Below are 26414 nucleotides of genomic sequence, written 5' to 3'. Positions count from 1 at the left end.
AAGGCTGCTGCTGGCGGTCCATTTCACGCATTTCATCCATGAGGACCGCCTTGAGCGCAACATTAGTTGCCGGCCGTAAAGTGCCGGTCGGAATCATTATCTTTGCCCTTGCGATGGGCGGCTTTTCCATCGGCACTGCCGAATTCGCCGCCATGAGCCTGCTGCCCTATTACGCGCTGAACTTTGGCATCTCCGAGGCCGAGGCTTCGCATGCGATCAGCTCTTATGCGCTTGGCGTCGTGATCGGCGCGCCGATTTTGGCCGTGCTGGGCGCGCAAATGTCAAAGCGCATCCTGTTGGTCGCGCTGATGGCGTTTTATGCCATTGCGAACCTAGCAGCATCCGTGGCGCCAACCTATCAACTGATGATCGTCGCGCGGTTTTTCGCGGGCCTGCCCCATGGCGCGTATTTTGGCGTCGCGATGCTGCTGGCGGCGTCACTGGTGCCCTATGAGAAACGCTCTTTCGCGATTTCGCTGGTGATTACCGGCCTGACCGTCGCGACGGTGGTCGGTGTGCCGGCTGCGAACCTGATGGGCCAAACCATCGGCTGGCGCTGGGGTATCGCGATCGTGGGCGCGCTGGCGCTGTTGACGGCTGTGCTGATCCTGTCGCTTGCGCCGCAGGACAAGCCGAACAAAGCCGCGAACCCCCTGAGCGAGCTATCGGCACTGAAAAACCGCAAGGTCCTGCTGGCGCTCCTCAGTGGTGCTGTCGGCTTTGGCGGGTATTTTGCGACCTATACCTATGCGGCCTCGACGCTGGTCGAAGTCACCCAGATGCCCGAGCGCATGGTGCCGCTGGTCTTTGCGTTGATGGGAATCGGCATGACGCTGGGCACGCTGGTCATCGGCAAGCTGGCCGATAAATCGCTGATCGGTACGGGATGGACCATCCTTGGCGCGTCTTTTGTGCTGCAACTGATCTATCCCAGTGCGACAGGCAATATCTGGTCGGTGGTGCTGGTGCTGTTCCTGATCGGCGCTTTCTCGTCCTTCTCGACCGTCATGCAGACCTGGCTGATGAATGTCGCGGGCGATGCGCAGACGCTGGCCGCGGCGATGAACCATGCCTCGTTCAATATGGCCAACGCGCTGGGGCCGCTGTTTGCGGGCATGGCGCTGGCGGCCGGCTGGGGCCTGCCCTCGACCGGTTATGTCGCCGCCATCATGTATGCGGTTGGCATGGTGATTTTCGCGATCATGATCTGGGATCTGAAACGCGATCAGGCCTGATTACAGCGCGCGGGCCGTCAATTGATTGCCCGCGATGCCCATGACCTCAGCATTCACGATCTGCCCCTCGGGCTGATCACTGTCGAAAATGACCTCGGTGAATTGCGCGGTGCGGCCCATACGGGCGTTTTCCATCAACACACGATGCTGCACGCCCTGTTGCTGCGCCAGATGCACTGCCACCTGCGCATCGCCCGCCACGCGCAGACGCGCGGCACGTTCGCGGATGGCATTGCCGTTCACCTGCGGCATCCGCGCGGCGGGCGTGCCCTTGCGCGGGCTATAGGGGAAGACATGCAGCCATGTCAGGCCACAATCTTGCACCAGCTTTAGCGAATTTTCGAACATCGCCTCGGTCTCGGTCGGAAAGCCGGCGATGATATCGGCGCCAAAGGTCATGTCGGGGCGCAAAACGCGCGCCTCTTCACAAAAGCGGATGGCGTCTTCGCGCATGTGGCGGCGCTTCATCCGTTTCAGGATCATATTATCGCCCGCCTGCAACGACAAATGCAGATGCGGCATCAGGCGCTGTTCGGTCGCGATGGCCTGCATCAGCATCTCATCCGCCTCGATCGAATCGATAGATGAAATGCGCAGGCGCGGCAGATCCGGCACCAGCTTTAGAATCCGCATGACCAGATCGCCAAGGCGCGGCGTCGCAGGCAGATCAGCGCCCCACGAGGTCAGATCGACACCGGTCAGCACCACCTCGTTATAGCCGCGATCCACCAGACGCTTGATCTGATCGACGACGACGCCCGCAGGCACCGAACGGGAATTACCGCGGCCATAGGGGATGATGCAGAACGTGCAGCGGTGGTCACAGCCGTTTTGCACCTGCACATAGGCGCGGGCGCGCGTGCCAAAGCCGTCGATCAGGTGACCGGCGGTTTCCTTGACCGACATGATATCATCGACCTGCACGGGTTCGGTGCGGCCAATCAGATCGGGTGCCATCGCGGCCCAAGTCTCGGGCTTCATCTTTTCAGTGTTGCCGATGACGAAATCGACCTCGCCCATGGCGGTAAAGGTCTCGGGCTCGGTCTGGGCGGCGCAGCCGGTGACGATGATCTTTTTGTCGGGATGCTCGCGCCGTAGCTTGCGGATCTCTTGGCGGGCCTTGCGCACGGCCTCGGATGTGACGGCGCAGGTATTCACCACGACGGCGCCGGACACGCCCGCGCGGGCGGCCAGATCCTTCATCGCCTCGGTTTCATAGGCATTTAGGCGACAGCCGAGTGTCGCAAAAATCGGCGCGTTCTGATCCATTACAGGCTATCCAGAAATTGCTGCGTCAGCACGCCGTTAAAGGCGTGCATCGTTGGCCCCGTCATCCAGACCCCATCATCGCGCCATTCGACCTGCAGGCTGCCGCCGTCCAACACGATTTCCACCTTGGCCCGCGTCAGGCCACGACGGTAAGCCGCCACCGCCGTCGCACAGGACGACGATCCAGAGGCCAGCGTGATCCCGGTGCCGCGCTCCCACACGCGCATACGGATGCGATCCTCGCCAATGACTTGCGCGAATTGCACATTGGTGCGCTCGGGGAACAGCGGGTGGTGTTCGATGGTGGGGCCGATGGCGGCCAGATCAATGGCCATCACATCATCGACAAAAAAGGTGCAATGCGGATTGCCCATGCTGGTCGCAGTCGGCGCGCCTAGGATCGGCAGCGCAAGCGTGTCCACATCCTCGGCCAGCGGGATCTCGTCCCAGTCGGTCATCGGATGCCCCATATTGACCGAGGTGAGGCCGTTGCCTTCCTCGCGCGCCAAAAGGACACCGCGATCGGTGGTGATGGTCAGGCTGGTCTTGCCGGTGCGATCCATCTCATAGCGGGCAATGCAGCGCGTGGCATTGCCGCAAGCCGCCGACGGGCTGCCATCGGCATTAAAGAAGGTCAGATGCAGGTCGGCATTGCCGCCATCGGTGATAATCGCCATCTGGTCGAAGCCGACCCCGCGATTGCGATCCGCCAAGGCCGCGACAAGCGCGGGCGTGACGCGCGGGGGAAGGCCCCGCTCATCCATGACAACGAAGTCATTGCCCAACCCGTGCATCTTCATGAACGGCAGGCCGGTATCCGAATTGCTTTGCATTCGCGTCATCTAGTGCGTTTTACGTGGTAAATCCATAGCTGCCGCATGGTAACATGCATTTCATGGGTTGACCCCCCCGCGCACTCCCCCTATTAGCCCCAACACGGAGAGCCGGTAGCTCAGTTGGTAGAGCAACTGACTTTTAATCAGTAGGTCCTGGGTTCGACCCCCAGCCGGCTCACCAAAGAATTCAAGGGCTTAGACAGCGATGTCTAGGCCCTTATTCTTTTGCGGATCAAAGCCTTGGAAAGCTGCGGCGATCCTTCATCCTGCACATTATTCGGGAATCACACGCCGCCAGTTAGGGACCGCCAAAATGATATCACTGCGCAAAATGCTTGAACCCGAGTATCAAGCCTATCTGGATTACTTCATCCCGGATTACGCCGCCGAGATCGCGGCGAATTATGGGCTGACCCTTGTGGATGCGGCCGCGCAGGCCCAGCGCGAGATTGCCCATAGCCTGCCGCACGGCCCGCAGACCGCGGGACATATCCTGTTTTGTATCTTTGACCGCACGGCTAAGGGCGAGGATCACGTCGGCTATCTGTGGTGCAAGCCAGACACCGAGGCCCAATCCGTATTCATTTACGATTTCGGCATCCTGCCCGCGTTTCAGGGCCGTGGCCTTGGCAAAGCCGCCCTCGCCCGTTTCGAGGATGATATGGCCGCGCTAGGCTTTAAACAGATCAAGCTACGCGTTGCGGGCGACAATGCGCGCGCCAAACATGTCTATGAGCGGGGCGGCTTTCGCGTGACGGGCATCAATATGGCCAAATCAATCTAAAACGCGACCCGCCCGCGGGGAACGGATCGCGCTTTGCGTCTGCGGGCGCTGTCATGGAATGGTGCGGTCCCCGCTTGTGCGCGCCACACCACCCGCCTGTTCCCGCGTGGCCGCCTAGCCGCTGATGCGGATCAGGCTTTTCATGGCCTTCGCATTGCCGTCCAGCGCCGCAAAAGCTGCGCCGACTTGCGAGAGGTCCTGCACATCGGTGATCATGCGGCCCGCATCGACGACGCCGGTCGCAATCAGGTCGATGGCGGTGTCGAAATCCTCGGCCTCGTAAACGCGGGCGCCGATCAGCTCTAGCTCGCGCCAGAAAAAGCGGAACAGGTCGACCTGGGGGCGGGTCGTGTGGATGGCCACCATACAGATCCGCCCGCGCGATGCGGCGACATCGGTCATCAACTCGACCCCAGCCACCGTGCCCGACACTTCGAATACCACATCCGCGCCCTTTTGCCCGGTAGCGGCGTTCACGGTGTCGATGACATTTGCCTCGCGCGGGTTCACGACGTCAAAGCCCATCTCTTGCGCGATGCCGATCCGCAGCGGGTTCACCTCGGAGATGAGCACACGCGCGCCCGCGTGGCGCGCCACCATGGCGATCAGCAGACCAATGGGGCCGCCACCGATGACCAGCGCAAACTCGCCCGCAGCAAGGCGGCTGCGGCGCACATCATGGGCCGCCACGGCGACCGGCTCGGCCAGCGCGGCGTGGTCCAGCGGCACGGTTTCGGGCAGCGGATGCACCGCATAGGCAGGCACCGACCAGTAATCCTGCAAAGCGCCATCGGTATCGAGGCCAAGAAATTTCAGCTTGTGGCAGATATGCGAAAGCCCCGCATTGCACGCGGGACAATCACCGCAGGGTTTCAGCGGGCGGATCACGACGGGCTGCCCAACAGCCAGACCCGTCACACCCGCGCCAAGGCGCGCGACGCGGCCCGACATTTCATGGCCCAGCACGCGGTTATGGCCGATCCGCGCATCCATCGCGCCGTGATAGGCATGCAGATCGGTGCCGCAAATGCCATTATAGGCGACGGCGATCTCGACCTCGCCCGCGGCGGGATCTGGGCGCGCAATCTCGCGCAGCTCAAAAGACTTATCACCGGTGTAAAAGACCGCTTTCATCGCGAATATCCGTTGAAAAAGGGAGAGTGGGGGCGCAAAGCCGCGCCCCCAAGTGAGATCAGCGCGAGGTCAGATCGTCGGGCAGATCGCGGTGCTGATAGGTGGTGAACACCTCGCGCAGGCGACCGTTGTCAAAGTTGGTGACAACCCATTCATCGACCCAGGCCAGCAGTTCGGGGTTACCCTTGGCCAGACCAATGCCAAGGTTGGTCTCGCGCTGGATGAATTTGATCTCGAGCGGGCCGCCACGGCGACGCTCGTTGATGCCGCCGATGACGGCGGACTGGCTCGAGATGATATCCACCTGACCCGAAATGACCGACGTGATCAGCGTGGCGTCATCCTCGAACCGCAGGATTTCGGCGCCGGTGGTGTTGGCAGTGATATCCTGATCGTTGGTGGTGGCGCGGGTCAGCGCGATGCGCTTGCCGGTCAGATCGGCATAATCGCTGATGTCGATATCGGCAGGCGCGGCCACAACCAGTGCCAGCGTGGCATAGGGCACCGAGAAGTCGATCGCCTGGCGACGCTCATCCGTAATGCCCAGCGCCGAGACGACCAGATCGGCCTTGTCGGTCTGAATGGTCGGCACGCGGGCGGCGTTGGTAATCTCGACCAGCTCCAGCGCGACACCCAGATCCTCGGCCAGCATACGGGCGGTTTCCACATCCGAGCCGGCGGGCTGCATATTGCTGTCGATATAGGAATATTGCGGGATACCCATCGCCACGGCGATACGGATCACACCGCGTTCGCGGATTTCGGCCAGATCGGCGGCGGCGGGCATGGCAAGACCCAGCGACATGCCGGCAGTCATCGCCAAAAGGGCAATACGACGATTGATTTTCATAACTTTCTCCTCCTGTTGATCCGGTCCCTCCTGACCGGCTTGGGTCGGCACGTTAGTTCAGGTCATGCTCCAGAAATTCACGCAGTTCAGGCGTGGTTGGGGCATTCAGAATCGCGGCATCACCCTCCTCATGAATGTTGCCGTGATGCATGAAGATCACCCGGTCGGCGGCGCGACGGGCAAAGCCCATCTCATGCGTGACAACCACCATCGTCATGCCGCCTTTGGCCAGATCCTCCATCACGCGCAGCACTTCGCCTGTCAGGCGCGGGTCCAGCGCGGATGTCACTTCGTCGAACAGCATGACCTTTGGCTGCATCGCCAAAGACCGTGCGATGGCGACGCGCTGTTGCTGGCCGCCCGAAAGCTGTTCGGGGTAATTGTCGATCTTTTCCAGCAGGCCGACCTGATCCAGCACCTTGCGCGAGATCTGCACCGCATCAGCGCGGCTGATCTTTTTCACGCGGCGCAGGGCCAGAATGACATTCTCGCCCACGGTCATATGCGGGAACAGATTGTATTGCTGGAACACCATGCCGACGTCCTGGCGCAGCGCGCGCAGGTCGACCTTGTCGTCATTCACCGCGCGGCCGCACACCTCGATCGTTCCGCCCTGGATCTGCTCGAGCCGGTTGATACAGCGCAGCGCGGTCGACTTTCCCGATCCCGATGCGCCGATCAGCGCCACGACCTCGCCCGCCTTGATATCGAACGAGACACCCTTCAGCACCTCAAGGGCGCCATAACGTTTGACCACATTATCCAGCTTAACGGCGACCGACATTGAGTTTCCTTTCCAGATTGCGGCTCCACAGCGACAGCGGGTAGCAAACCGCGAAATACAGCGCCGCCGCGATCCCAAAGACCAAGAAGGGTTCGAACAGCGAGTTGTTGATGACCTGCGCCGCGCGCGTCAGTTCCAAAAATCCGACGACCGAGGCCAGCGAGGTATTTTTGATCAGCTGCACCGTGAAACCCACGGTGGGCGGGGTGGCGATGCGCATGGCCTGCGGCAAGATCACATCGCGCAGCGCCTGCCAGCGGGTCAGCCCCATGGATTCGGCGGCCTCGAACTGGGTTTTGGCAATGGATTGCACGCAGCCGCGCCAGATCTCGCCAAGATAAGCCGAGGCATAGATCATCGTCGCAATCGCCGCCGCCGCCAGCGCGGGCACCGAAATGCCGACCACACCCAGACCGAAATAGATGATGAACATCTGGATCAGCAGCGGCGTCCCTTGGATGATCTGCACCCATGTCCCGCTAAGGCGCACCAGCCATTTGCGGCGCGAAATGCGTCCCAGCATGACGATGAAACCTGCGATACTGCCCAGCGACATCGCCAGCGCAGACAAGATGATTGTCCACCACAGCCCGTTCAGCAGGTAGATGAAATGTCCTGTTCCAAAGGTCTGCATATCACACCCCACCCATGACGCGGCGACGCGGGAAGGCGTAAAGCCCGATCAGCCAGAACCCAAAGCGCATCATCAGCGTGATCCCGATGTAGAACAGGCCAATCACGATATAGGTTTCGAAACTGCGGAAAGTGTTGGACTGGATATTATTCGCCACCCCCGTCAGCTCTTCGGCCGAGATTTGCGAACAGATCGAGGTCGTCAGCATCATCAGCACGAACTGGCTGGTCAGCGCCGGATAGACCTTTTCAATCGCGGGCATCAGGATGATGTCGCGATAGATCTGGAACTGTGACAGGCCCAGCGCCTCGGCGGCCTCGATCTGGCCTTTGGGAATGGCGTCCATGCCGGCACGGATGATCTCGGCCGTATAGGCACCGACATTGACCACCAGTGCGAAAATTGCGGCGACCATGATCGGCATCCGCACGCCAACAGATGACATGCCAAAGAACAGGAAAAAGATCTGCACGATGAACGGCGTATTGCGCACCGTCTCGACATAGACCCCGGCCACCGATCGCAGCGCAACAAAGCGCGAACGCCGCGCGATGGCGCATAGAACACCGATCACCATCCCGAAAATGACGGCGCCGACCGTCAGCTGCAACGTGACCCAAGCGCCAGAGATGAAATCCGGCCAATAGGGTACAAGTGCAGCAAAGTTGAACTGATAACTCATCGTTGCAGACCTCCCCTCTGCTGCCGATTTCGCCTAGCGCGCCAGCCAACCCCCATCGACCGGCAGCACAACGCCATCGACATAATCCGACGCCTGCGAGGCAAGGAATACGGCCGCCCCGCCGATATCGCCGGGCTTGCCCCAGCGGCCCGCCGGAATACGGCCCAAAATGGCGGCGTTGCGATCGGCATCCGCGCGCAGGGCCTCGGTATTATTCGTCACGAAATAGCCCGGTGCGATGGCGTTCACATTGACGCCCTTGGCGGCCCATTCGCAGGCCAAAAGGCGCGTCAGCCCCGCGACACCGCTTTTGGATGCAGTATAGGCGGGAATGCGGATGCCGCCCTGAAACGACAGCAGCGATGCGATATTGATGATCTTGCCCGCGCCCTTGGCCAGCATATGGCGACCGGCGGCTTGGCTGAGGAAAAACAGCGACTTGAGGTTGGTGTCGATCACCGCATCCCAGTCAGCCTCGGTATAATCGACCGCATCGGCGCGCCGGATGATGCCCGCGTTGTTCACCAAAATATCGACGCCGCCCAGCTTGCTGACAACCTCGTCGACGATCCCGGCCAGGGGCGCGGTCGAGGACAGATCGGCGCGGATCTCGTGGACGCGGGTGCCAAAGCCCTGCAACTGGCTGCGCGTGTCATCCATGGGCGAACGTCCGACCAGCACAACATCTGCCCCCGCCCCCGCCAAGGCGATGGCAATGCCCTGCCCGATGCCGGTATTGGCGCCGGTGACAACAGCCACTTTGCCTGTCAGATCAAACAGCGGATTGGCACTCATTTCAGATCCTCGATTTTAATATGGTCCATGTCGGTGAAATTCTTGTTGTCGCCGCCCATGGCCCAGATGAACGCATAGGCCGAGGTGCCCGCCCCCGCATGGATCGACCACGAGGGCGACAGGATCGCCTCGCCATTGCCGGTCACGATATGGCGGGTCTCATGCCCCTCGCCCATCAGGTGAAAGACGCGCTGGCCTTCGGGCAGGCCGAAATACAGATAGACCTCGGAGCGGCGGTCATGCGTATGGGCGGGCATGGTGTTCCAGACACTGCCGGCCTCAAGACGGGTCATGCCCATCGTCAACTGACAGGTTTCGATCACATCAGGATGCAGGAATTGCAAAATGGTGCGTTTGTTCGCGGTCGCAACCTCGCCCAAATTCAATCGGTTCGCCTGATCCGCCGTCACGCGGCGGGTCGGCAGGTCTTTATGCGCGGGGGTCGAGATCATGTAGAATTGCGCAAGGTGCGCAGGATCAGTGCTTTCGAACTGCACCTCGGCCGTGCCGCGCCCGATATAAAGGGCGGTCTCGCCGTGCAGATCATGCGCCGCGCCATCGACAATCACGCGGCCCGCGCCGCCGATATTGATAACGCCGCCTTCGCGGTTATCAAAAAAGCGCGTCTGTCCGACCGCTTTTGGGGTCGGCAAGGCCAACGCAGTATCTGCTGGCATCGCGCCTGCGACGATCAGCCGGTCGATATGCGAATAGGTCATCCGCACCTCGCCCATGCGGAAAAGATCCGCGATCAGAAAATGGCGGCGCAGCCCCTCGGCATCGAGTGCCTTTGCCATTTCCGGATGAACATTATGTCTGATATCAATTGCTTCGCTCATGTGCCCCCTCCCAAGGTCCATGCGGCGTAAACCTGCCCGCTATTCCCTGTCGTCGTAGAAATAATCCCGATCGAGGTGCTGAAGCGCCTCAACCTCATCCAGCATTTGGCCGATATGAAAGGCCATCGCCTCGCCCGCCCGCGCGGCATCGCGCACGGCGCGGTGTTCGGTAATGACGCGCGTCAAACGCCCGGCCTGCGGCAGGGTCATCAGCCGATAGCGGTCGATCTGCGCGCGCACATGTTCAATCGTATTCGACACCGTCCCAAGGCCCGATATGCGCCCGATCAGCCGGTGGAATTCGCTGTCGATCCGGTGGAATTCCCCCAGATCGCCCGCGTTCACCGCCCCCTCCAGCTCGGCCAGATTGGCGTCGATGTCGCGGATATCCTGCGCCACGGCCATTTCCGTCGCGGTCTGCGCGATCACAACTTCCAGCGCGCGGCGGATCAGGATCGATTCCATCAACAGCCGCACGGGAATAGGTGCAACAAAGGTGCCAGCCTGCGGAAAGACGGCGACCAGACCATCCTCGGCCAGCCGCTGGATCGCCTCGCGCAAAGGCGTGCGCGAGACACCGAAATGCTCGCTCAGTTCCTTTTCCGACAGCTTGCTGTTGGGCTTGAGTCGCATCGAAACAATGTCGCGATGCAGATCGCGATAGATCAGATCAGCGGTCCGTGGCGCTTGTGCGCGCGTACGCGACACTTCGGAAATGCCGCCAATCGTGCGCGCCTTCCTCTCCATCTCGCTGACATCCCCCTACGAATCAGCAGCCTCCTCGCCGCTATAAGTAGAATACTAATATTTCAATTTTAAGAAAGTGAAATATTAGTATGGCAAAAATCAAGGCAAAGCAGGACGGCGCCTGCCCGAATGCCAAAGGAGACGAGAGGATGAAGCGCGACTAGCTGGCCAATGAGACGCTGGCCAATGAGACGCTGGGCTGTGCCAATGGCTCTTCGTCGATGGCGCGCAAGGTGCGCAGGATTTGCGCGCGGATCATATCGGCCGCCATAGAAATCGGGCGATTACGGCGCTTTAGCATCCAGATATCCAAATGCTCGACCGGACGAATGGCCCGGCGCAGCACGCGCTGCGCGTCGAATTCGATGCCGGCAAAGGGCGGCACGATGGTCAGGCCAATTCCGTTCGCCACCATCAGCGCGGCGGTTTCCGAATGCGGCGCCTCGATCCGGCGCGAGACAGAGACGCCGTTCACTTTAAAGGCGCGGCTGGTATTACTAAACGTGCAATCGCCCGTCGGCAGCGAGATAAACGGCTGCTCGCGCAGGTCCTCGATATCCAACGCGGGTTTTGCACCCAAAGGATGGCCAAAGGGCAGCAAACAGACCAGGGCAAAGCTGCGGACATGCTCGACCTCGATATCTGGATGATCGACGGCCATCGAACTCAGACCAATGTCCAACTGCCCCGCCGCGACCAGATCAATGATCTGCGGCGACGACCGCGACATGATCTGCAAGTGTAAGTCGCTGAGGTCGCGGATCTCGGACGCAAGGATCTGCGGCAGATATCGCGTGGCAAGGGCGGGCGGCGCGGCCAATGAAACCTCGCCCACCTGATTGGTACGAATTGCCTGAATAAACTCGGCCACACGGCGACTGCCAGAGAAAAGCCGCGCAACTTCCAATCCCAATAGCTGCGCTTCGCGCGTCGGGACAAGCTGGCCGCCGCGGCGCTGGAACAACACGAATCCGCATTCGTCTGCCAAAGATTTCATCAGTTTGGAAATGGCGGGCTGGGTAATGCCCAGACGCTCGCCCGCGCGGGTGGCCGAGCCTGTCTCCATAACGGCGTGAAATGCTTCAAGCTGACGGATATTCACGGCGCATCATATCCTTTGGTTATATTGCTTGGCTGATTTCGCATTTGACAATCATATCATAGCCCAAGGAAATGGTTTTACCAAGACAAACCCAGCCAGCAGCCAAGGCCTGGGACATAATAAAAGTCGCAACGCTCAGGGAGCACCACATGAAGACCTCTTTCGCCGCGGCCGCTGCGCTGCTTGCCCTGTCCAGCCCCGCTTTTGCTGGCACACTTACGGTATGCCTTGAAGGCGCACCCGAGATTTTCAACCCGCAACTGACCAGCAGCGGCACCACCTCGACCGTGCTGGGCCAGATCTATGACAACCTGGTCGCGGTCGAACGGGGCGGCGCGAATATCCAGCCTGCGCTGGCGGAAAGCTGGGATGTATCCGACGATGGGCTGACCTATACGTTCCACCTGCGCCAAGGTGTGCAGTGGCAGTCGAACGACGCCTTTACCCCCACACGCGATTTCAACGCCGATGATGTGGTGTTCACCTTTGCCCGCATGATGGATGAGGCCCACCCCTACCATTCTGTCAGCGGCGGCAGCTATATCACCTTCAACACCAAACTGGCCGATGCGCTGGCCGGCGTTGAAAAAATCGACGACTACACCGTCGCCTTCACCCTGACCGCGCCGCTTGCGCCATTCATCGGCATTATGGCGCATGGCTCGATCGCGATGACCTCGGCCGAATATGCCGATGTGCTGCAAGCCGCGGGCACCCCCGATGCATTTGACCGCGAGCCCATCGGTACGGGCCCGTTCCAGCTACAGGCCTATCAAACGGACGCCATTGTGCGCCTGATCCCTTTCCATGACACATGGGGCGAGGCGGCCGGCATTGCTGAAAACACGCCCATGGTCGATGCGATCATCATGGCGATCAGCGCCGATGCCTCGGTCCGTGTGCAGCGCGCGCTGGCGGGTGAATGCGCGATTTCCTATTATCCGAACCTTGCCGATGCGCCGCTGATCGACGCAAGCGAGACGGTCGAGCTGGTGCCTGCGCAGGTCGCCTCCTCGGGCTTCATCACTTTCAACCAGACCATCGACAAATTCCAAGATATCCGCGTCCGTCAGGCGCTGGCCCATGCGATCAATATGGAACCCCTGGTCGAGACGGTGTTCAACGGCATGGGCCATCTGACCGGCGCTGTGGTGCCGCCTGCCTTCTGGGGATCGGCAACCGATCTTGCGCCCTATGCTTATGATCCGGAATTGGCCAAACAACTGCTGGCCGATGCGGGTTTTGCCGATGGCTTTACCACGCAGATCTGGGCCGTTCCTGTCTCGCGCCCCTATATGCCCAACGGTCGCCGCGCAGCGGAAATGATCCAGGCCGATTGGGCCGCCATCGGCGTGAATGCCGAGATCGTCACCTATGAATGGGCCGAGTATATCCAGCGCTCGCGCGCGTTCGAGGCCGAGGTCGGCATGTTCGGCGGCATCTATGACTTTCCCGATCCCAGCCAGATCCCGAACAACTACTTTACCTGTAACGCCGAAGGCACGCCCAGCCCGTCGAATATCGGCCACTGGTGCAACGCCGAATTCAACGCCGTCATGCAGGCCGCTGGCGAGATCACCGATCAATCTGAACGCGAGGCACTGTATCTGCAGGCGCAGCACATCCTTTATGACGATGTGGCGGCGGTTATGTTCGGCGGCGCAGACCAATTGATGGCTGTCTCGACGTCGGTCAATGGCTTTACGCCCGCGATCTTCGGCTCGAGCCGCATGTCTGGCGTCACGGTCGAATAACCCCGTGTTGCGGCGGGCCCAGCGTCCGCCGCACATTCAATACGAAGGAACAAAGATGCGCGCTATTGTCATTGGCGCGGGCATGTTCGGGGCCAGTACCGCCCTGCAACTGGCCCGTCGCGGCGTTCAGGTTAAGATTTTCGACTTTGCCCATAATGGCAAAGCCACCATGGCGGGCGCAGGCATTGTTTGCCCCTGGGCCACCCAGATCGAAGAGCCTGCATGGTACGAAATGTATGCCGCAGGTGCGCGATTTTATGACACGCTGATCGCCGATCTGAACGGCGCGGGCGAGACGGATCTGGGCTATCGCAAAGTTGGCGCGCTGGTCACCTCGCAAAACGCGGATGATTTCAAGGCCGCCGGCGCGCGCATTGCCCGTCGCGCCGCCACCGCGCCCGAGGCCGGTGATGTCCGCCTGTTGTCGCCAAAGGACGCCCAAGCGCTATTTCCGGTCCTGAAAGACGGGTTAGAGGCCTGGTTCATTCCCGGCGGCGCACGGGTGGACGCCCGCCTGCTATCGGCGGCGATGGTGCGTCAGGCCATCGCGCTGGGGGCGGAATTCAGCAATGATTACGTGACATTGGTACAAGGCCCAGAGGGCACTGCCGTACGTGACGGATCGGGGACGCTGCATACGGCGGACGAGGTGATCGTCGCAGGCGGGGCATGGGCCTCGCAAATTCTGGCGCCGCTGGGTGTCGATCATCCGGTCAAGCCGCAAAAAGGCCAGATCGTCCATCTGCGCCTTGCCGGTGTCCAAACCGCGCAATGGCCGGTGCTGCTGCCGATGACCAGTCACTATATGCTGGCCTTTGACGACAGCCGCATTGTCGTCGGCGCGACGCGCGAGGTTGATTCCGGCTTTGACTATCGCGTCACCGCCACAGGTCAGGCCAGCGTGCTCGAGGCCGGCATGGCCATCGCCCCCGGCCTTGCCCATGCCGAGATTATCGAAACGCGCATCGGCTTTCGTCCTGCCGGCCCCACGATCAAGCCGATTTTCGGCCGCGTCCCAGGTGCCCCCGGGCTGTCGCTCGCCAATGGCCTTGGCGCGGGGGGCATCTCGATCGGGCCGTTCGCGGGCAAGCTGCTGGCCGACGTCCTGACAGGCAAGCAGACCGAAGTGCCGGTCGCCCCCTATGCTCCACAGAACTGAAAGTAAAAGCATGATCAAACACTTCCGTAAGTCCGCCCATTTGCATGGCGCCGTCCAGCATAATGATACGCTGTATATCAGCGGCCATGCCGCGCATGATCTGTCACAAGATATGGCCGGCCAGACCCAAGAAATCTGTGATAAGCTGGACAAGCTGCTGGCAGATTGCAATTCGGACAAGACTTTGCTGCTGCAGGCCCGCATCTATGTCACCGACATGACCCAAAAAGAGGCGATGAACAAAGTCTGGCTGGCTTGGCTGGACGGCATCGACCTGCCGACACGCGCGACGATCGGGGTGAATGACTTAGGCGATCCGCGCCGCCTGATCGAGATCGCGACCGTCGCCGCCGTGCGCGAAGCCTAAGGACAACCTGCCGTCATGCTCCGCTTTTTGTTCCGTAAGCTGATCGTGATCGTCCCCGTTTTGATCGGGATCACGATCGTCTCGTTTGGCTTCGTCCGCATTCTTCCGGGCGATCCCGTCATGCTTATGGCCGGAGAGCGGGGCTTGACCCCCGAACGCCATGCCCAGTTGATGGCCCAGTTCGGCTATGACCGCCCCATACTGGTGCAGTATTTCAGTTATTTGGGCGATGTTCTGACGGGCAATTTTGGCACCTCATTGGTGACGAAAAAGCCTGTCCTTGCAGATTTCGCCGCCCTGTTCCCGGCCACGGTCGAACTTGCGATCTGCGCCGTCATCTTGGCCGCGCTGATCGGTATTCCATTGGGGGTTCTGGCGGCGGTCAAGCGCGGTTCGTGGTTTGATCAAATCGCCATGAGCATCGCACTCACAGGTTATTCGATGCCCATTTTCTGGTGGGGACTGCTGCTGATCATCCTGTTTTCCAGCACGCTGGGGTGGACGCCGGTGTCGGGCCGGATCGGTTTGATGTATTATTTCCCGAACCCGACAGGCTTTATGCTGTGGGACGCGGCGACATCGGGACAAACGGGCGCATTCACCTCGGCGGTGAGGCACCTGATCCTGCCTTCGATTGTGCTGGCAACGATCCCGATGGCCGTTCTGGCGCGGCAATCCCGCTCGGCCATGCTCGAGATTCTGGGCGAGGATTATGTCCGCACCGCCCGCGCCAAGGGCTTGTCGCCCCTGCGCATCGTCGGCCTGCACGCGCTGCGCAACGCGCTGATCCCGATTGTCACGACGCTGGGCCTGCAAATCGGCGCGCTGCTGACCGGCGCGATCCTGACCGAGACGATCTTTTCATGGCCGGGCATCGGCAAGTGGATGGTCGATTCGATCTCCAAGCGTGACTACCCGGTGGTGCAGGGCGGCCTGTTGCTGATCGCGGCCATCGTCATGGCCGTCAACCTGCTGGTCGATGTGCTTTACGCCGTCATCAATCCACGCATCCGCCATAAATAATTGGGGCTGACATGACCGATACGATTTCACAGCCCATCCCCAAACCCGTCGGGCCGATCCGTGCCTTTTGGTACGGCTTTTCCGCAAACAAAGGCGCTGTGCTGGGCCTGATCGTCTTTAGCATTGTTGTGCTGACGGCCCTGCTGGCGCCGCTGGTTGCACCGCACTCGCCCATCCAACAGTACCGCGACGCCTTCCTTGTGCCACCCGCCTGGCTGGAGGGGGGACGTGCGGAGTTTCTGCTGGGCACCGATGCCGTCGGGCGCGATATCCTGTCGCGGCTGATCTGGGGCGCGCGTTATTCGCTGTATGTGGGTCTACTGGTCATCACCATCGCGCTGATCTGCGGCGTCAGCCTGGGCCTGCTGGCAGGTTACGTCGGCGGCGCGGTCGATACCGTCATCATGCGCGTGATGGATGTAATCCTTGCTTTTCCCTCGCTGCTGCTGGCGCTGGTGCTGGTCGCCATTCTGGGGCCGGGCTTGACGAATGCGATGATCGCCATTGCACTGGTGCTGCAGCCGCATTTTGCGCGCCTGACCCGCGCCGCAGTGCTGTCGGAAAAGGGCAAGGACTATGTCACTGCGCTGCGCGTATCGGGCGCATCCCCCCTGCGGCTGATGTTTGTGACGATTTTGCCGAACTGCATGTCGCCCGTTGTGGTGCAGGCGACGCTGTCATTTTCAACGGCGATTCTGGATGCGGCGGCACTGGGGTTTCTGGGCATGGGCGCGCAGCCGCCAACACCCGAATGGGGTACCATGCTGGCAGATGCACGCGAGCTGATCCTGCGCGCGTGGTGGGTCGCCACCTTTCCCGGCCTTGCGATCCTTGTGACTGTGCTGGCGATCAATCTGGTGGGCGATGGGTTGCGCGACACGCTTGACCCCAAGCTGAAGAAAGGCTGAGACATGGCGCTGCTCGAGATCAAAAACCTCTCAGTCACCTTTCCGACCGCAGCGGGCGTCTTGCGTGCGGTTGACGGCATCGACCTGCGCGTCGATCAAGGCGAAATTCTGGCGATTGTCGGTGAAAGCGGGTCTGGCAAATCTGTATCAATGCTGGCGGTGATGGGGCTACTGCCGCCCGCCGCCGTGATCCGCGCCGATCAGATTTTGTTCAACGGGCAGGATATGCTGCGCCTGTCCGCCCGCGCGCGGCGCAAGATCATCGGCAAAGACATCTCGATGATCTTTCAGGACCCGCTATCCTCGTTGAACCCCAGCTTTACCGTCGGCTTCCAGATTTGCGAGGTGCTGCGCCTGCATCTTGGTCTGTCACGCCGCGATGCCGCCGCCCGCGCGATCGCCTTGCTGGACGCCGTCGGTATTCCCGACCCCGCCGCCCGCATGAACAGTTTTCCGCATCAAATGTCCGGTGGCCAGTGCCAGCGCGTGATGATCGCCATGGCCATCGCCTGCAAACCGCGCCTGCTGATCGCGGACGAGCCCACCACCGCACTGGATGTGACGATTCAAAAGCAGATCCTTGATCTGCTGGCCGATCTGCAACGCGAGACGGGCATGGGTCTGATCATGATCACCCATGACATGGGCGTTGTGGCCGAGACAGCCGATCGCGTCATCGTGCAATACAAAGGCCGCAAGGTCGAGGAACAGCCCGTGCTGGATCTGTTTTCCAGTCCGCAGCAGGCCTATACCCGCGCGCTGCTGTCGGCGCTGCCCGAAAATGCTACCGGCCTGCGCCTGCCGACGGTTGATACCTTGATGAAAGGCGGTGCGTAATGGGCGAAATCGTTTTGAAGGCCGAGGGGCTGATCCGCGATTACACTTCTGGCGGCCTGATCGGTGGGCGCAAGGTGAACCGCGCGCTGAAGGGCGTGTCGCTGCAACTGGAACGCGGGCGCACCTTGGCCGTTGTCGGCGAAAGCGGCTGCGGCAAATCCACACTTGCCCGCATTCTGACCATGATCGACGCGCAGACCGAAGGCGATCTGACCATTTGCGGCGAAAAGGTCGACCTCAGCCAGCATAAGCCGGGACGCGATCTGCGGCGCAAGGTACAGATCGTCTTCCAGAACCCCTATTCATCGCTGAACCCGCGCCAGAAAATCCTGAGCGCATTGACCGAGCAGCTTTATCTGAACACCGACGACACCCCCACACAGCGCCGCGACAAGGCGCTGGCGATGCTGGGCCGCGTCGGCCTTGGGCCAGAGGTCGCCGGGCGCTATCCGCATATGCTGTCAGGCGGGATGCGTCAGCGTGTGGTCATCGCCCGCGCCCTGATGGTGCAGCCCGAAATCGTCGTGCTGGACGAGCCGGTCTCGGCCCTCGATCTGTCGGTGCAGGCGCAGGTGCTGAACCTTTTGCGCGATCTGCAGGACGAGATGGGTCTTAGCTATATCTTTATCAGCCACGACCTGTCGGTGGTGCGCTATCTGGCCGACCGGTTGATCGTGATGAAGGCGGGCGAGATCGTCGAAGAGGGCGCCGCCACCGATATCTTTGCCGCCCCGCAACATGCCTATACGCGCAAGCTTTTCGCCGCGACACCCTCGGCCAGCATCGAGGCAATCCGCACCCGTATCACCGCCCGCCAAACAGCAGGACTGCGTCCATGAACACTGATCCGATCGACAACCGCTATGCCACGGGCGAGCGTTTCACCACCAACCTCGGCATCTGGCGCGCCGCGCGCGAGGCCTGCACGGATGAGGTCTGGAACTATTTGAACTGCGGCACCGGCGACGAGGTGACTTTGCGTGCAAATACCGCGGATTTCGACAAATGGCAGTGGAAAACCCCGCTATTCGCCGGCATCGGACGCCCGGACACCGCGACCCAGTTTCTAGGCCACAGCCTGTCGTTTCCGGCCTTTATCGCGCCTTTTGGGGGCGGTGAATATATGCTGGACGCCGAGGGGCACCGCGCCACAGGCCGCGCGGCGCGTGATGTCGGCATTCGCCAGATCGTGCCCGTCGCCGCGGCCCACAGCCTCGAGGATATCGCGACCGCAAGCGGTGTCGCACAGATGTTTCAGGTGACCTTTGTGGGTGATGTCGGGGCCGTCGTCGACATGATGCACCGCGCCAAAGCCGCCGGATATGAACAGATCGTCGCCACCTATTCCCCCATACGTCAATGGCGCGAGCGGATGATCGAGGATCGCACCCGCTTCGCACCGGGCAAGGCCGAGGCGAATTTTGGCCCCGGCCTGTCCGACCCCGCCGCCCTGCGCGAACAGATCGCGTTTTCGCAGCCGCGTTGGGGATGGGCTGAGGCGCGCGAGGCAATTGCCCGCGCCCCGTTGCCCATCTTGGTCAAAGGTGTGATGTCCGCCGACGAGGCCAAGCAGTGCTTGGACGCGGGTGCGATGGGTCTATATGTCTCGAACTATGGTGGACGCTCGATTGATCGCCAGCCTTCTGCGATCTCGGCCCTGCCGCAGGTGCGCGCGGCGGCTGGCCCCGATGTGCCGATCATCTTTGACAGTGGCATCCGTCGCGGGTCGGATATCGCCGCTGCTGTCGCGCTGGGCGCGAATGCGGTGGCGCTGGGGCGTGCAGTCGGCTTTGGCCTTGCCGCCGATGGTGAAGCGGGCGTGCGCCGCGTGCTGCAGATCCTTAAGGACGAATATTGGACAACGCTGGGCCATCTGGGTTGCAACAGCACGGCTGATCTTGGCCCGCATGTTTTTATCTAAAATCAAAGGCCTGATATGAAGACCCTGACCAGACTAGACCTGAATGATGCCCGCAGATTGATCGCGGGTGCCATCCGCCACGCCGATCAGATCGGCGTGCCGATGTGCATCGCCATCACCGACGAAAGCGGCAATCTGATCGCGTTTGAACGCATGGAGGGCGGCAAAGTCACCTCGAGCACCATCGCCATCGACAAGGCCTATACCGCCGCCGCCGCGCGCAAAGCGACGCATGAATATGGGGCCGCCAGCCAACCGGGCGCGCCGGCCTATGGCATCAACAGCGCCATCGGGGGCCGGCTGATGATCGTCGCGGGCGGCCTGCCCGTGACCTATGCGGACGCGGTGATCGGCGCCATTGGCATATCCTCGGGCACGCCCGCGCAGGATCTGGCTGTCGCCGAGGCCGCATTGCAGTTCTGGCAGGCGGCAAGCTAAAGCCTTTCGCATATCAAAGGCAGCGCGCTATGCGCATCCGGTGGCTCGCGATAAGACCTGCCCCGCTGCTGTCACAGCCACCCAGCCGCCTTGCCCCTGTGGCAAGCTTGGGCTATGCGCCCCGTTATGGAACGCGGCTTGTGGCGATATCTGCGCCTGATGGTGCTTTGGGTAATGCTTTTGCCCTTTGCAGCCTCGTCGCTGTTCGCGGCTGGCATCATGCCGACCCGCGCGCCAAGCGGCGCGATCATGCTGGTGATCTGCATGGGCGAAGGCGGCATGATGGAAGTCGCCGTCGACCCGCAGACCCTGCTGCCGATCGAGGCCCCCGATGCCAGCGATATGGACGGCGGGCAGCACTGCTATTGGGCGGCGGCGCATGTGCCGTTCACGCCGCCCGAAACGCCGCCCCTGCGGCTGCCCGATGCGCACCGCGACACGCCCGCCATCGCCGCGCAATCCACCGCGCTGCGGGGCAGCCATTGCGACGGGCCTGCCGCCGTCGACGGGGCCGCCTGTAACCCTCTGACGTTTTTCACTTAAAACTTCAGATGGAACTATCATGACCATTCAAACGAGCGGGGGCCTGCCCCCTGACGCCGCGCGCCGCGCCAAGGCGTCGAACCTTTATCGTGCCGTATGGCGCTGGCATTTCTATGCCGGGCTGATCATCCTGCCCTTTATGATCACGCTGGCCGTGACCGGCGGCATCTATCTGTTCAAGGACGAGGTAGACCGCATCGTCCACGCTGATTTCATGCGGGTGGAACCCGGGGGCGCGATGCTGCAACCCTCGGCCCTGATCGCAGCCGCGTTGGCGGCCCAGCCCGGCACGGCCGTCAAATATACCGATCCCGCCCGCGACGACCAATCGACCGAGATCACGGTCCAATCCGATGAGGGTGCCAAGGCGGTCTTTGTGAACCAATACACCGGCGAAGTGCTAGAGGTGCGCGCCGACCGCAGCACCTTTGCCTGGACGGTGCGCTATCTGCATTCCTTCCGCTATTTCGGACCGAACCCTCGCAAGATCATCGAGATTGTGGGCGGCTTTTCGATCCTTATGGTGCTGACGGGTGTTTATCTGTGGTGGCCGCGTGGGCAAAAGGGCGGTGTCGTCACCTTGCGCGGCACGCCGGCGCGCCGCACCTATTGGCGCGATGTCCACGCTGTCAGCGGGATTATCCTAGGGGCATTCATCGTCTTCCTGTCGATCACGGGCATGCCGTGGTCGGGCGTCTGGGGCGGCAAGGTGAACCAATGGGCCAATAGCGGCAATTTCGGCTATCCCGCCGGGCTGCGTGTTGATGTCCCGATGTCGCATGACCATCTGGATCATATCGCGAAAACATCATGGTCGATGGAACAGGCGCAGATCCCGGAAACTGCGCCGCCAATCCCCGACATGCCCTCGATCGGGATCGACATCGCCGTGCAGATCTTTGACGAGATGGGGCTGCATCGCGGCTATTCCGTCGCGCTGCCGAACGGCCCGACCGGCGTCTTTTCGGGTTCCGTCTATCCCGATGACCTGACGCAGCAGCGCGTCGTCCATCTTGACCAATATACCGCCGATGCGCTGATCGACATGAGCTATGCCGATTACGGCCCGCTTGGGCGCTGGCTGGAATTCGGCATCAACACGCATATGGGGCAGACATTCGGACTGCTGAACCAGATCGTGCTGCTGCTGGTGTGCATCGGGATCGTGGTGCTAATGGTCTCGGCCGCTGTGATGTGGTGGAAGCGCCGTCCCAGTGGCAAGCTGGGCGTGCCGCCCATGCCGTCGGATCGCAAAGTCTTTATCGGGCTGTTCATCATCCTTGGCATCGGCGGGGTGATCTTTCCGCTGACAGGGATCACGCTGGCCGTGATGATCGCATTTGACATGCTGTGGCAGCGCATATCGCCCGCCGCATAACAAAAGCCCCCGGCCATTTTGGTGGCCGGGGGCGATTATTTTAGGGACGCAGCAGGACTTTGCCTGTCTTGCCCGTCGCCTGCGCGGCCAGCGATGCCGCGCGCAGTTGATCCAGACCGTAAATGCCGCCGACCGCCAATTGCAGCTTGCCGCTGGCGGCCTGCGTCAGCAGCTCGCCAAACAGCGCGCGGCGTTTATCCACCGGCATAGTGGCACTGACGACCGAGCCCCAGAACCCCTTGATCCTGACCTGTTTAAAGATCACATCGCCCGAGGAGATCTGCATCGGCGCGCCGGTCATCGACCCGAATACCACCAACAGCCCGTTCTCGCCCAGAAGACCCGTCAGATCGCCGGTCGCGGTGCCGCCGATGGAATCGACCGCCGCACGGATCGGCGCATCACCCACCAGCGCACGCACCTGATCTTTCCAGCCCTCGGCGGCGGTCGAGATGACATTGCCGATGCCCAACGCCGCCATCTCGGCCACGCCCGCGTCGCGGCGCACAAGGTTGATGACATTCACGCCTCGTGCCGTTGCCAGCATCGCCAGCGTCTTGCCGACGGCACCATTGGCGGTGTTCTGGATCACCCAGTCACCTGCTTTGACGTCCAATTCCTCGAGCAGCGACAGCGCGCTAAAGGGCATGGCGATCAGCTGGGCGGCGACCTCGTCCGATATCGCGTCAGGCACCGGCACCAGACCCGCGGCGGGCGCAAGGAAATATTCCGCCCATGTGCCGTGAACTGAGGCAACCGCGACCCGCGTACCCGGCGCGATGCCCGTCACCCCCTCGCCCAGCGCGTCGACGATGCCGACAGCTTCGCTGCCGCCGATGGCGGGCAGTTCGGGTTTATAGCCGTAATTGCCGCGCACCGTCCAAACGTCGTGGTTATGGATCGGCGACAGGATCGTCTTAATCCGCACCTGACCCGCAGCGGGCTCTGGCATCGGCGCATCGCCAAGGGTCAGAACATCTTCGGGCAGGCCGAAGGTGGCGTGAATTGCACTGCGCATGGTGGTTTTCCTTTAATTCACGACAACATGCAGGCGCACGTCGATATTGCCGCGCGTGGCGTTGGAATAGGGGCAGACCTCATGCGCCTTCTCGATCAGGCGATGGGCCTCGTCCTCGGTGATGCCGGTGGTTTCGGCATAGATGTCGATATCAAGGGCATAGCCGCCGCTGGCCGTCTGACCGATGCCAACCTCGACCGAGGTTTTGGCGGTGACGTCCAGTTTCATCTGCTTGGCGATCAGTTCCAGCGCGCTGCCGAAACAAGCGGCATAACCCAGCGCGAAAAGCTGTTCAGGGTTCGCGCCCTCTTTCCCCGATCCGGGACTGGCCAGATCGAATGCAAGGCTGCCGTCATCCAGCGCGGTATGGCCGGTACGGCCGCCGGTCGAGGTGGCGCGGGTTTTATAAAAGACTTTCATGATCGTGTCCTTTCAGGTGTTCGGTTGATCGCCGCAGGCCAGCAATAGCCGCGCGGCAGTGGCGGCCCCGTCCAGCGGGGCGCGGGTGCGGGTGACTTTGGCCATAACGGCAGCACCCAGCAGCAATTGATACAAAACGACAGCCAACCCCTGCGGATCAGCCTTGGCGGGGACAGAGCCATCCGCCTGCCCCGCCGCGATCAGCGCCGCCATGCGGTCGGTGATGCGCGTGATGCCATCGGCCAGCACAAGGCGCATATCCTCGGACAGGTCGGCGACCTCGGCAGAGAGTTTCACGACAAGACAGCCCTCGGCCCAGCCGGGCTGATCGGGGTGCGCCGGGTCCGTGATCCACGCATCCAGATAACGCAGCAAAAGCGCGCGACCAGAATCAGAAGCACGCATCAGCACTTCGAACCGGGCAGCGTAATCGACCATATATTGCTGCAACATCGCGACGCCGAACGCCTCTTTCGAGGCGAAGTAATGGTAGAATGACCCCTTTGGCACGCCCGCCGCCTGCAGGATCTGCTGCAGGCCAAGGCCGCTAAAGCCGCGGCTTTGCACCAGCTTTTCGCCAGTTTTCAGAATGTGCAGCCGCGTTGCGGTGGCTTTGGGTGTCAGATGTAGCATGTCCATGGTTATAAAATAGACCGGTCGTCTATAAAATCAACCCCGCAGGCGGTCTTGCGCATGAATTTCACCCCATATACTATACCCCAGTATAGTTCCGGATATCGCAATGCCCAAACACCCCGAGGATAAGAAACGCGCCATGACGCGGCTGAACCGCATCCGCGGCCAGTGTGACGCGTTGGAACGCGCGCTGGAAGCGGGCGATCCCTGCGGGCCGATTTTGCAGCAGATTGCTGCCGTTCGGGGTGGCATCAACGGCCTGATGGCCGAGGTGATGGAAAGCTATATCCGCGAAGAATTTGCCGCCGATGCCGCATCCGGCAAGGCTGATGACCTGCTGGCGCTTGTGCGCAGCTATCTGAAGTAAGGAACAGAATGATGAAATCTCGTGCCGCCGTCGCCTTTGGCCCCGGAAAGCCGCTGGAAATCGTTGAAATCGACGTGGCCCCGCCAAAAGCGGGCGAGGTGATGATCAAGATCACCCATACCGGCGTTTGCCACACCGACGCCTTTACCCTGTCGGGCGACGACCCCGAGGGGATCTTTCCCTGCGTGCTGGGCCATGAAGGCGCAGGCGTCGTGGTCGAGGTTGGTGCGGGCGTCACTTCGGTCGCGGTGGGCGATCACGTCATCCCGCTTTACACCGCCGAATGCGGCGAATGCCTGTTCTGCAAATCCGGCAAAACCAACCTGTGCACCGCTGTCCGTGCGACGCAGGGCAAGGGTGTCATGCCCGATGGCACCACCCGTTTCAGCTATAACGGCGAGCCGATCTATCACTATATGGGCTGCTCGACCTTCAGCGAATACACCGTCGTGGCCGAGGTCTCGCTGGCCAAGATCAACCCCGATGCGAACCATGAACATGTCTGCCTGCTGGGCTGCGGCGTGACCACCGGCATTGGCGCTGTGCATAACACCGCCAAAGTGCAGCCGGGCGATACGGTTGCGGTCTTTGGCCTTGGCGGCATTGGCCTCGCCGTGATCCAGGGCGCGCGTCAGGCGCAGGCGGGCCGCATTATTGCCGTCGACACCAACCCCACGAAATTCGACCTCGCCCGCCAGTTCGGCGCGACCGATTGCGTGAACCCCAAGGATCATGACAAGCCGATCCAGCAGGTGATTGTCGAGATGACCACTTGGGGTGTGGACCATTCGTTCGAATGTATCGGCAACGTCAACGTCATGCGTGCCGCGCTGGAATGCGCGCATCGCGGCTGGGGCCAGTCGGTCATTATCGGCGTCGCGGGTGCGGGTCAGGAAATCTCGACCCGTCCGTTCCAACTGGTCACGGGTCGCAAATGGATGGGCACCGCCTTTGGCGGCGTCAAAGGCCGCAGCCAACTGCCCGGCATGGTCGAACAGTCCATGAAGGGCGAGATCGAGCTGGAACCCTTTGTCACCCACACCATGGGCCTGGACGCGATCAACGAGGCGTTCGATCTGATGCACGAGGGCAAATCCATCCGTTCGGTCGTGCATTACTGATGGAACGGGTTGAACTTCATATCGCCGCAGGTGGCCGCCAAGAGGTTTGGCGCCACCGCGCCGAGGCGCTGGATTGCGAAGTGAACTTCGCAATCTATCTGCCACCGCAGGCTGACACCGCCCCGGTGCCGGTGATCTATTTTCTGTCCGGCCTGACCTGCAACGAACAGAACTTTATCACCAAGGCCGGTGCGCAGGCCTTTGCCGCGCAGCATGGCGTAGCCATTGTCGCGCCCGAGACTAGTCCGCGAGGGGACGGCGTCGCCGATGATCCCGCCTATGACATGGGCCAAGGCGCAGGCTTCTATCTGAACGCGACCGAGGCGCCTTGGGCCGCGCATTTCCAGATGTATGATTACATCCGCGCGGAACTGCCCGCACTGATCGAGGCGACCTTCCCCGTGACAGACGCCCGCAGCATCATGGGCCATTCCATGGGCGGCCACGGCGCGCTGGTCATCGGGTTGCGCAATCCGGGGCGGTACAAGGCGATCTCGGCATTCTCGCCCATCGTTGCGCCGACCCAAGTGCCGTGGGGCGAAAAGGCCTTCACCGGCTATCTGGGTGCAGATCGCAGCACTTGGGCCGCCTATGACGCCACCGCCTTGCTGGCACATGCGGCCGAGCGTCTGCCCATCCTGATCGACCAAGGCAGCGCCGATAATTTCCTCGAAACCCAGCTAAAGCCAGAGATCTTCGTGGCCGAGGCCCAGCGCCTTGGTCATCCGGTCGAGTTGCGGATGCAACAGGGCTATGACCACAGCTATTACTTTATCAGCAGCTTTATCGGCGATCACATCGCCCATCACGCTGCGGCATTGAAAGGCACCTGA

At 61.5% G+C, this 26414-nt stretch carries 30 protein-coding genes and 1 tRNA gene; 17 read left to right on the top strand and 14 right to left on the bottom strand.

The genetic code is table 11. The features are described 5' to 3' along the window. The first annotated feature begins 50 nt into the window (after positions 1 to 50). On the top strand, positions 51 to 1235 hold the full coding sequence (locus KVU_RS13255; protein ID WP_013383139.1) for an MFS transporter: 1185 nt from the start codon (positions 51 to 53) through the stop codon (positions 1233 to 1235). On the opposite strand, the gene mtaB is transcribed toward KVU_RS13255, so the two are convergent. Together mtaB and dapF are read right to left on the bottom strand one after the other, a co-directional pair. Beyond that, the gene (gene mtaB / locus KVU_RS13250) at positions 1236 to 2504 is read right to left on the bottom strand and encodes a tRNA (N(6)-L-threonylcarbamoyladenosine(37)-C(2))-methylthiotransferase MtaB (protein WP_013383138.1); all 1269 of its coding nucleotides are present in this window, start codon (positions 2502 to 2504) and stop codon (positions 1236 to 1238) included. It abuts the gene before it with no gap. Then, positions 2504 to 3346, bottom strand: a complete 843-nt coding sequence (gene dapF / locus KVU_RS13245) for a diaminopimelate epimerase (protein ID WP_014538114.1) — start codon at positions 3344 to 3346, stop codon at positions 2504 to 2506. The genes mtaB and dapF overlap by 1 nt, the downstream gene beginning before the upstream one ends. A 99-nt stretch (positions 3347 to 3445) precedes the next feature. Between dapF and KVU_RS13240 the strand changes: the two genes are divergently transcribed. Both KVU_RS13240 and KVU_RS13235 read left to right on the top strand, forming a co-directional pair. Further along, a tRNA-Lys gene (locus KVU_RS13240) sits at positions 3446 to 3521 on the top strand. A 150-nt stretch (positions 3522 to 3671) separates the two neighbouring features. Further along, on the top strand, positions 3672 to 4124 hold the full coding sequence (locus KVU_RS13235; protein ID WP_254656148.1) for a GNAT family N-acetyltransferase: 453 nt from the start codon (positions 3672 to 3674) through the stop codon (positions 4122 to 4124). Positions 4125 to 4238: 114 nt separating this feature from the next. On the opposite strand, the gene KVU_RS13230 is transcribed toward KVU_RS13235, so the two are convergent. From KVU_RS13230 to KVU_RS13190, 9 genes are all read right to left on the bottom strand, one after another. Continuing rightward, entirely contained in the window at positions 4239 to 5258 is a 1020-nt protein-coding gene (locus KVU_RS13230; protein ID WP_013383135.1) for a zinc-dependent alcohol dehydrogenase, read from the bottom strand. Positions 5259 to 5316: 58 nt separating this feature from the next. Continuing rightward, the gene (locus KVU_RS13225) at positions 5317 to 6108 is read right to left on the bottom strand and encodes a transporter substrate-binding domain-containing protein (protein ID WP_013383134.1); all 792 of its coding nucleotides are present in this window, start codon (positions 6106 to 6108) and stop codon (positions 5317 to 5319) included. A gap of 52 nt (positions 6109 to 6160) precedes the next feature. Further along, a complete protein-coding gene (locus KVU_RS13220) occupies positions 6161 to 6892 on the bottom strand; it encodes an amino acid ABC transporter ATP-binding protein (RefSeq protein ID WP_013383133.1) in 732 nt (243 codons plus the stop codon). Beyond that, complete coding sequence (locus KVU_RS13215; RefSeq protein WP_013383132.1) at positions 6876 to 7526, bottom strand: amino acid ABC transporter permease; 651 nt, start codon at positions 7524 to 7526, stop codon at positions 6876 to 6878. The genes KVU_RS13220 and KVU_RS13215 overlap by 17 nt, the downstream gene beginning before the upstream one ends. A 1-nt stretch (position 7527) precedes the next feature. Then, positions 7528 to 8208, bottom strand: a complete 681-nt coding sequence (locus KVU_RS13210) for an amino acid ABC transporter permease (RefSeq protein ID WP_013383131.1) — start codon at positions 8206 to 8208, stop codon at positions 7528 to 7530. Between the two features lie 33 nt (positions 8209 to 8241). Beyond that, on the bottom strand, positions 8242 to 9003 hold the full coding sequence (gene kduD / locus KVU_RS13205; protein WP_013383130.1) for a 2-dehydro-3-deoxy-D-gluconate 5-dehydrogenase KduD: 762 nt from the start codon (positions 9001 to 9003) through the stop codon (positions 8242 to 8244). After that, positions 9000 to 9842 (bottom strand): 5-dehydro-4-deoxy-D-glucuronate isomerase, encoded by an 843-nt coding sequence (kduI, locus tag KVU_RS13200; protein ID WP_060486232.1) that lies wholly within the window; start codon positions 9840 to 9842, stop codon positions 9000 to 9002. The genes kduD and kduI overlap by 4 nt, the downstream gene beginning before the upstream one ends. 39 nt (positions 9843 to 9881) lie before the next feature. Next, on the bottom strand, positions 9882 to 10589 hold the full coding sequence (locus KVU_RS13195) for a GntR family transcriptional regulator (RefSeq protein WP_014538113.1): 708 nt from the start codon (positions 10587 to 10589) through the stop codon (positions 9882 to 9884). A gap of 160 nt (positions 10590 to 10749) precedes the next feature. Continuing rightward, positions 10750 to 11691 carry a LysR family transcriptional regulator gene (locus KVU_RS13190; RefSeq protein WP_162491172.1) on the bottom strand — a complete coding sequence of 314 codons (942 nt, stop codon included), beginning with the start codon at positions 11689 to 11691 and terminating at the stop codon, positions 10750 to 10752. A 149-nt stretch (positions 11692 to 11840) separates the two neighbouring features. Here KVU_RS13190 and KVU_RS13185 point away from each other — a divergent pair, with 149 nt between their 5' ends. The 11 genes from KVU_RS13185 (at position 11841) to KVU_RS13135 (ending at position 22019) form a co-directional block, all read left to right on the top strand. Beyond that, positions 11841 to 13445, top strand: coding sequence for an ABC transporter substrate-binding protein (locus KVU_RS13185; protein ID WP_013383127.1), 1605 nt, complete (start codon positions 11841 to 11843; stop codon positions 13443 to 13445). 55 nt (positions 13446 to 13500) lie between these two features. After that, complete coding sequence (locus KVU_RS13180; protein WP_014538111.1) at positions 13501 to 14604, top strand: NAD(P)/FAD-dependent oxidoreductase; 1104 nt, start codon at positions 13501 to 13503, stop codon at positions 14602 to 14604. Positions 14605 to 14614: 10 nt separating this feature from the next. Further along, complete coding sequence (locus KVU_RS13175; RefSeq protein ID WP_013383125.1) at positions 14615 to 14971, top strand: RidA family protein; 357 nt, start codon at positions 14615 to 14617, stop codon at positions 14969 to 14971. 15 nt (positions 14972 to 14986) lie between these two features. Beyond that, positions 14987 to 15994 carry an ABC transporter permease subunit gene (locus KVU_RS13170; RefSeq protein ID WP_013383124.1) on the top strand — a complete coding sequence of 336 codons (1008 nt, stop codon included), beginning with the start codon at positions 14987 to 14989 and terminating at the stop codon, positions 15992 to 15994. 11 nt (positions 15995 to 16005) lie between these two features. Beyond that, positions 16006 to 16902: an ABC transporter permease subunit gene (locus tag KVU_RS13165; protein ID WP_013383123.1), complete on the top strand. Its 897-nt coding sequence runs from the start codon at positions 16006 to 16008 to the stop codon at positions 16900 to 16902. A gap of 3 nt (positions 16903 to 16905) precedes the next feature. Further along, on the top strand, positions 16906 to 17739 hold the full coding sequence (locus KVU_RS13160) for an ABC transporter ATP-binding protein (protein ID WP_013383122.1): 834 nt from the start codon (positions 16906 to 16908) through the stop codon (positions 17737 to 17739). Continuing rightward, entirely contained in the window at positions 17739 to 18578 is an 840-nt protein-coding gene (locus KVU_RS13155) for an ATP-binding cassette domain-containing protein (RefSeq protein WP_013383121.1), read from the top strand. The genes KVU_RS13160 and KVU_RS13155 overlap by 1 nt, the downstream gene beginning before the upstream one ends. Then, a complete protein-coding gene (locus KVU_RS13150; protein WP_014538110.1) occupies positions 18575 to 19660 on the top strand; it encodes an alpha-hydroxy acid oxidase in 1086 nt (361 codons plus the stop codon). Before KVU_RS13155 ends, KVU_RS13150 begins: the two co-directional genes overlap by 4 nt. A gap of 15 nt (positions 19661 to 19675) precedes the next feature. Continuing rightward, positions 19676 to 20098: a GlcG/HbpS family heme-binding protein gene (locus KVU_RS13145; protein ID WP_013383119.1), complete on the top strand. Its 423-nt coding sequence runs from the start codon at positions 19676 to 19678 to the stop codon at positions 20096 to 20098. Between the two features lie 138 nt (positions 20099 to 20236). Next, complete coding sequence (locus tag KVU_RS13140; protein WP_164928159.1) at positions 20237 to 20641, top strand: hypothetical protein; 405 nt, start codon at positions 20237 to 20239, stop codon at positions 20639 to 20641. A gap of 19 nt (positions 20642 to 20660) precedes the next feature. Next, the gene (locus tag KVU_RS13135) at positions 20661 to 22019 is read left to right on the top strand and encodes a PepSY-associated TM helix domain-containing protein (protein ID WP_013383117.1); all 1359 of its coding nucleotides are present in this window, start codon (positions 20661 to 20663) and stop codon (positions 22017 to 22019) included. A gap of 40 nt (positions 22020 to 22059) precedes the next feature. Here the strand turns inward: KVU_RS13135 and KVU_RS13130 are convergent, their stop codons facing one another. The 3 genes from KVU_RS13130 to KVU_RS13120 are packed head-to-tail and all read right to left on the bottom strand — an operon-like array spanning position 22060 to position 24090. Further along, a complete protein-coding gene (locus KVU_RS13130; RefSeq protein ID WP_013383116.1) occupies positions 22060 to 23037 on the bottom strand; it encodes a zinc-binding dehydrogenase in 978 nt (325 codons plus the stop codon). Positions 23038 to 23049: 12 nt separating this feature from the next. Continuing rightward, positions 23050 to 23457: an organic hydroperoxide resistance protein gene (locus KVU_RS13125; RefSeq protein ID WP_013383115.1), complete on the bottom strand. Its 408-nt coding sequence runs from the start codon at positions 23455 to 23457 to the stop codon at positions 23050 to 23052. Positions 23458 to 23469: 12 nt separating this feature from the next. Continuing rightward, positions 23470 to 24090: a TetR/AcrR family transcriptional regulator gene (locus KVU_RS13120; protein WP_236953119.1), complete on the bottom strand. Its 621-nt coding sequence runs from the start codon at positions 24088 to 24090 to the stop codon at positions 23470 to 23472. Positions 24091 to 24199: 109 nt separating this feature from the next. Here KVU_RS13120 and KVU_RS13115 point away from each other — a divergent pair, with 109 nt between their 5' ends. The 3 genes from KVU_RS13115 to fghA are packed head-to-tail and all read left to right on the top strand — an operon-like array spanning position 24200 to position 26414. Continuing rightward, the gene (locus KVU_RS13115) at positions 24200 to 24460 is read left to right on the top strand and encodes a metal-sensing transcriptional repressor (protein ID WP_013383113.1); all 261 of its coding nucleotides are present in this window, start codon (positions 24200 to 24202) and stop codon (positions 24458 to 24460) included. Positions 24461 to 24471: 11 nt separating this feature from the next. Further along, a complete protein-coding gene (locus KVU_RS13110) occupies positions 24472 to 25581 on the top strand; it encodes an S-(hydroxymethyl)glutathione dehydrogenase/class III alcohol dehydrogenase (RefSeq protein ID WP_044008111.1) in 1110 nt (369 codons plus the stop codon). Beyond that, complete coding sequence (gene fghA / locus KVU_RS13105) at positions 25581 to 26414, top strand: S-formylglutathione hydrolase (RefSeq protein WP_013383111.1); 834 nt, start codon at positions 25581 to 25583, stop codon at positions 26412 to 26414. Before KVU_RS13110 ends, fghA begins: the two co-directional genes overlap by 1 nt.

It is taken from the genome of Ketogulonicigenium vulgare WSH-001, assembly GCF_000223375.1.
Taxonomy (GTDB): Bacteria; Pseudomonadota; Alphaproteobacteria; order Rhodobacterales; family Rhodobacteraceae; genus Ketogulonicigenium; species Ketogulonicigenium vulgare.
This window is presented reverse-complemented; position numbering and strand designations above follow the sequence as displayed.

What these genes read in the sequence shown, in the direction of transcription:
- KVU_RS13135 (WP_013383117.1), top strand. Translation starts at nt 20,661, where the DNA reads ATGACCATTCAAACGAGCGGGGGCCTGCCCCCTGACGCCGCGCGCCGC.
- KVU_RS13120 (WP_236953119.1), bottom strand. Translation starts at nt 24,090, where the DNA reads ATGCTACATCTGACACCCAAAGCCACCGCAACGCGGCTGCACATTCTG.
- KVU_RS13150 (WP_014538110.1), top strand. Translation starts at nt 18,575, where the DNA reads ATGAACACTGATCCGATCGACAACCGCTATGCCACGGGCGAGCGTTTC.
- KVU_RS13145 (WP_013383119.1), top strand. Translation starts at nt 19,676, where the DNA reads ATGAAGACCCTGACCAGACTAGACCTGAATGATGCCCGCAGATTGATC.
- KVU_RS13160 (WP_013383122.1), top strand. Translation starts at nt 16,906, where the DNA reads ATGGCGCTGCTCGAGATCAAAAACCTCTCAGTCACCTTTCCGACCGCA.
- KVU_RS13110 (WP_044008111.1), top strand. Translation starts at nt 24,472, where the DNA reads ATGAAATCTCGTGCCGCCGTCGCCTTTGGCCCCGGAAAGCCGCTGGAA.
- fghA (WP_013383111.1), top strand. Translation starts at nt 25,581, where the DNA reads ATGGAACGGGTTGAACTTCATATCGCCGCAGGTGGCCGCCAAGAGGTT.
- KVU_RS13170 (WP_013383124.1), top strand. Translation starts at nt 14,987, where the DNA reads ATGCTCCGCTTTTTGTTCCGTAAGCTGATCGTGATCGTCCCCGTTTTG.
- KVU_RS13115 (WP_013383113.1), top strand. Translation starts at nt 24,200, where the DNA reads ATGCCCAAACACCCCGAGGATAAGAAACGCGCCATGACGCGGCTGAAC.
- KVU_RS13180 (WP_014538111.1), top strand. Translation starts at nt 13,501, where the DNA reads ATGCGCGCTATTGTCATTGGCGCGGGCATGTTCGGGGCCAGTACCGCC.
- KVU_RS13175 (WP_013383125.1), top strand. Translation starts at nt 14,615, where the DNA reads ATGATCAAACACTTCCGTAAGTCCGCCCATTTGCATGGCGCCGTCCAG.
- mtaB (WP_013383138.1), bottom strand. Translation starts at nt 2,504, where the DNA reads ATGGATCAGAACGCGCCGATTTTTGCGACACTCGGCTGTCGCCTAAAT.
- KVU_RS13235 (WP_254656148.1), top strand. Translation starts at nt 3,672, where the DNA reads ATGCTTGAACCCGAGTATCAAGCCTATCTGGATTACTTCATCCCGGAT.
- KVU_RS13130 (WP_013383116.1), bottom strand. Translation starts at nt 23,037, where the DNA reads ATGCGCAGTGCAATTCACGCCACCTTCGGCCTGCCCGAAGATGTTCTG.
- KVU_RS13185 (WP_013383127.1), top strand. Translation starts at nt 11,841, where the DNA reads ATGAAGACCTCTTTCGCCGCGGCCGCTGCGCTGCTTGCCCTGTCCAGC.
- KVU_RS13210 (WP_013383131.1), bottom strand. Translation starts at nt 8,208, where the DNA reads ATGAGTTATCAGTTCAACTTTGCTGCACTTGTACCCTATTGGCCGGAT.
- KVU_RS13220 (WP_013383133.1), bottom strand. Translation starts at nt 6,892, where the DNA reads ATGTCGGTCGCCGTTAAGCTGGATAATGTGGTCAAACGTTATGGCGCC.
- KVU_RS13230 (WP_013383135.1), bottom strand. Translation starts at nt 5,258, where the DNA reads ATGAAAGCGGTCTTTTACACCGGTGATAAGTCTTTTGAGCTGCGCGAG.
- KVU_RS13215 (WP_013383132.1), bottom strand. Translation starts at nt 7,526, where the DNA reads ATGCAGACCTTTGGAACAGGACATTTCATCTACCTGCTGAACGGGCTG.
- KVU_RS13165 (WP_013383123.1), top strand. Translation starts at nt 16,006, where the DNA reads ATGACCGATACGATTTCACAGCCCATCCCCAAACCCGTCGGGCCGATC.
- dapF (WP_014538114.1), bottom strand. Translation starts at nt 3,346, where the DNA reads ATGACGCGAATGCAAAGCAATTCGGATACCGGCCTGCCGTTCATGAAG.
- KVU_RS13125 (WP_013383115.1), bottom strand. Translation starts at nt 23,457, where the DNA reads ATGAAAGTCTTTTATAAAACCCGCGCCACCTCGACCGGCGGCCGTACC.
- KVU_RS13225 (WP_013383134.1), bottom strand. Translation starts at nt 6,108, where the DNA reads ATGAAAATCAATCGTCGTATTGCCCTTTTGGCGATGACTGCCGGCATG.
- kduD (WP_013383130.1), bottom strand. Translation starts at nt 9,003, where the DNA reads ATGAGTGCCAATCCGCTGTTTGATCTGACAGGCAAAGTGGCTGTTGTC.
- kduI (WP_060486232.1), bottom strand. Translation starts at nt 9,842, where the DNA reads ATGAGCGAAGCAATTGATATCAGACATAATGTTCATCCGGAAATGGCA.
- KVU_RS13195 (WP_014538113.1), bottom strand. Translation starts at nt 10,589, where the DNA reads ATGGAGAGGAAGGCGCGCACGATTGGCGGCATTTCCGAAGTGTCGCGT.
- KVU_RS13155 (WP_013383121.1), top strand. Translation starts at nt 17,739, where the DNA reads ATGGGCGAAATCGTTTTGAAGGCCGAGGGGCTGATCCGCGATTACACT.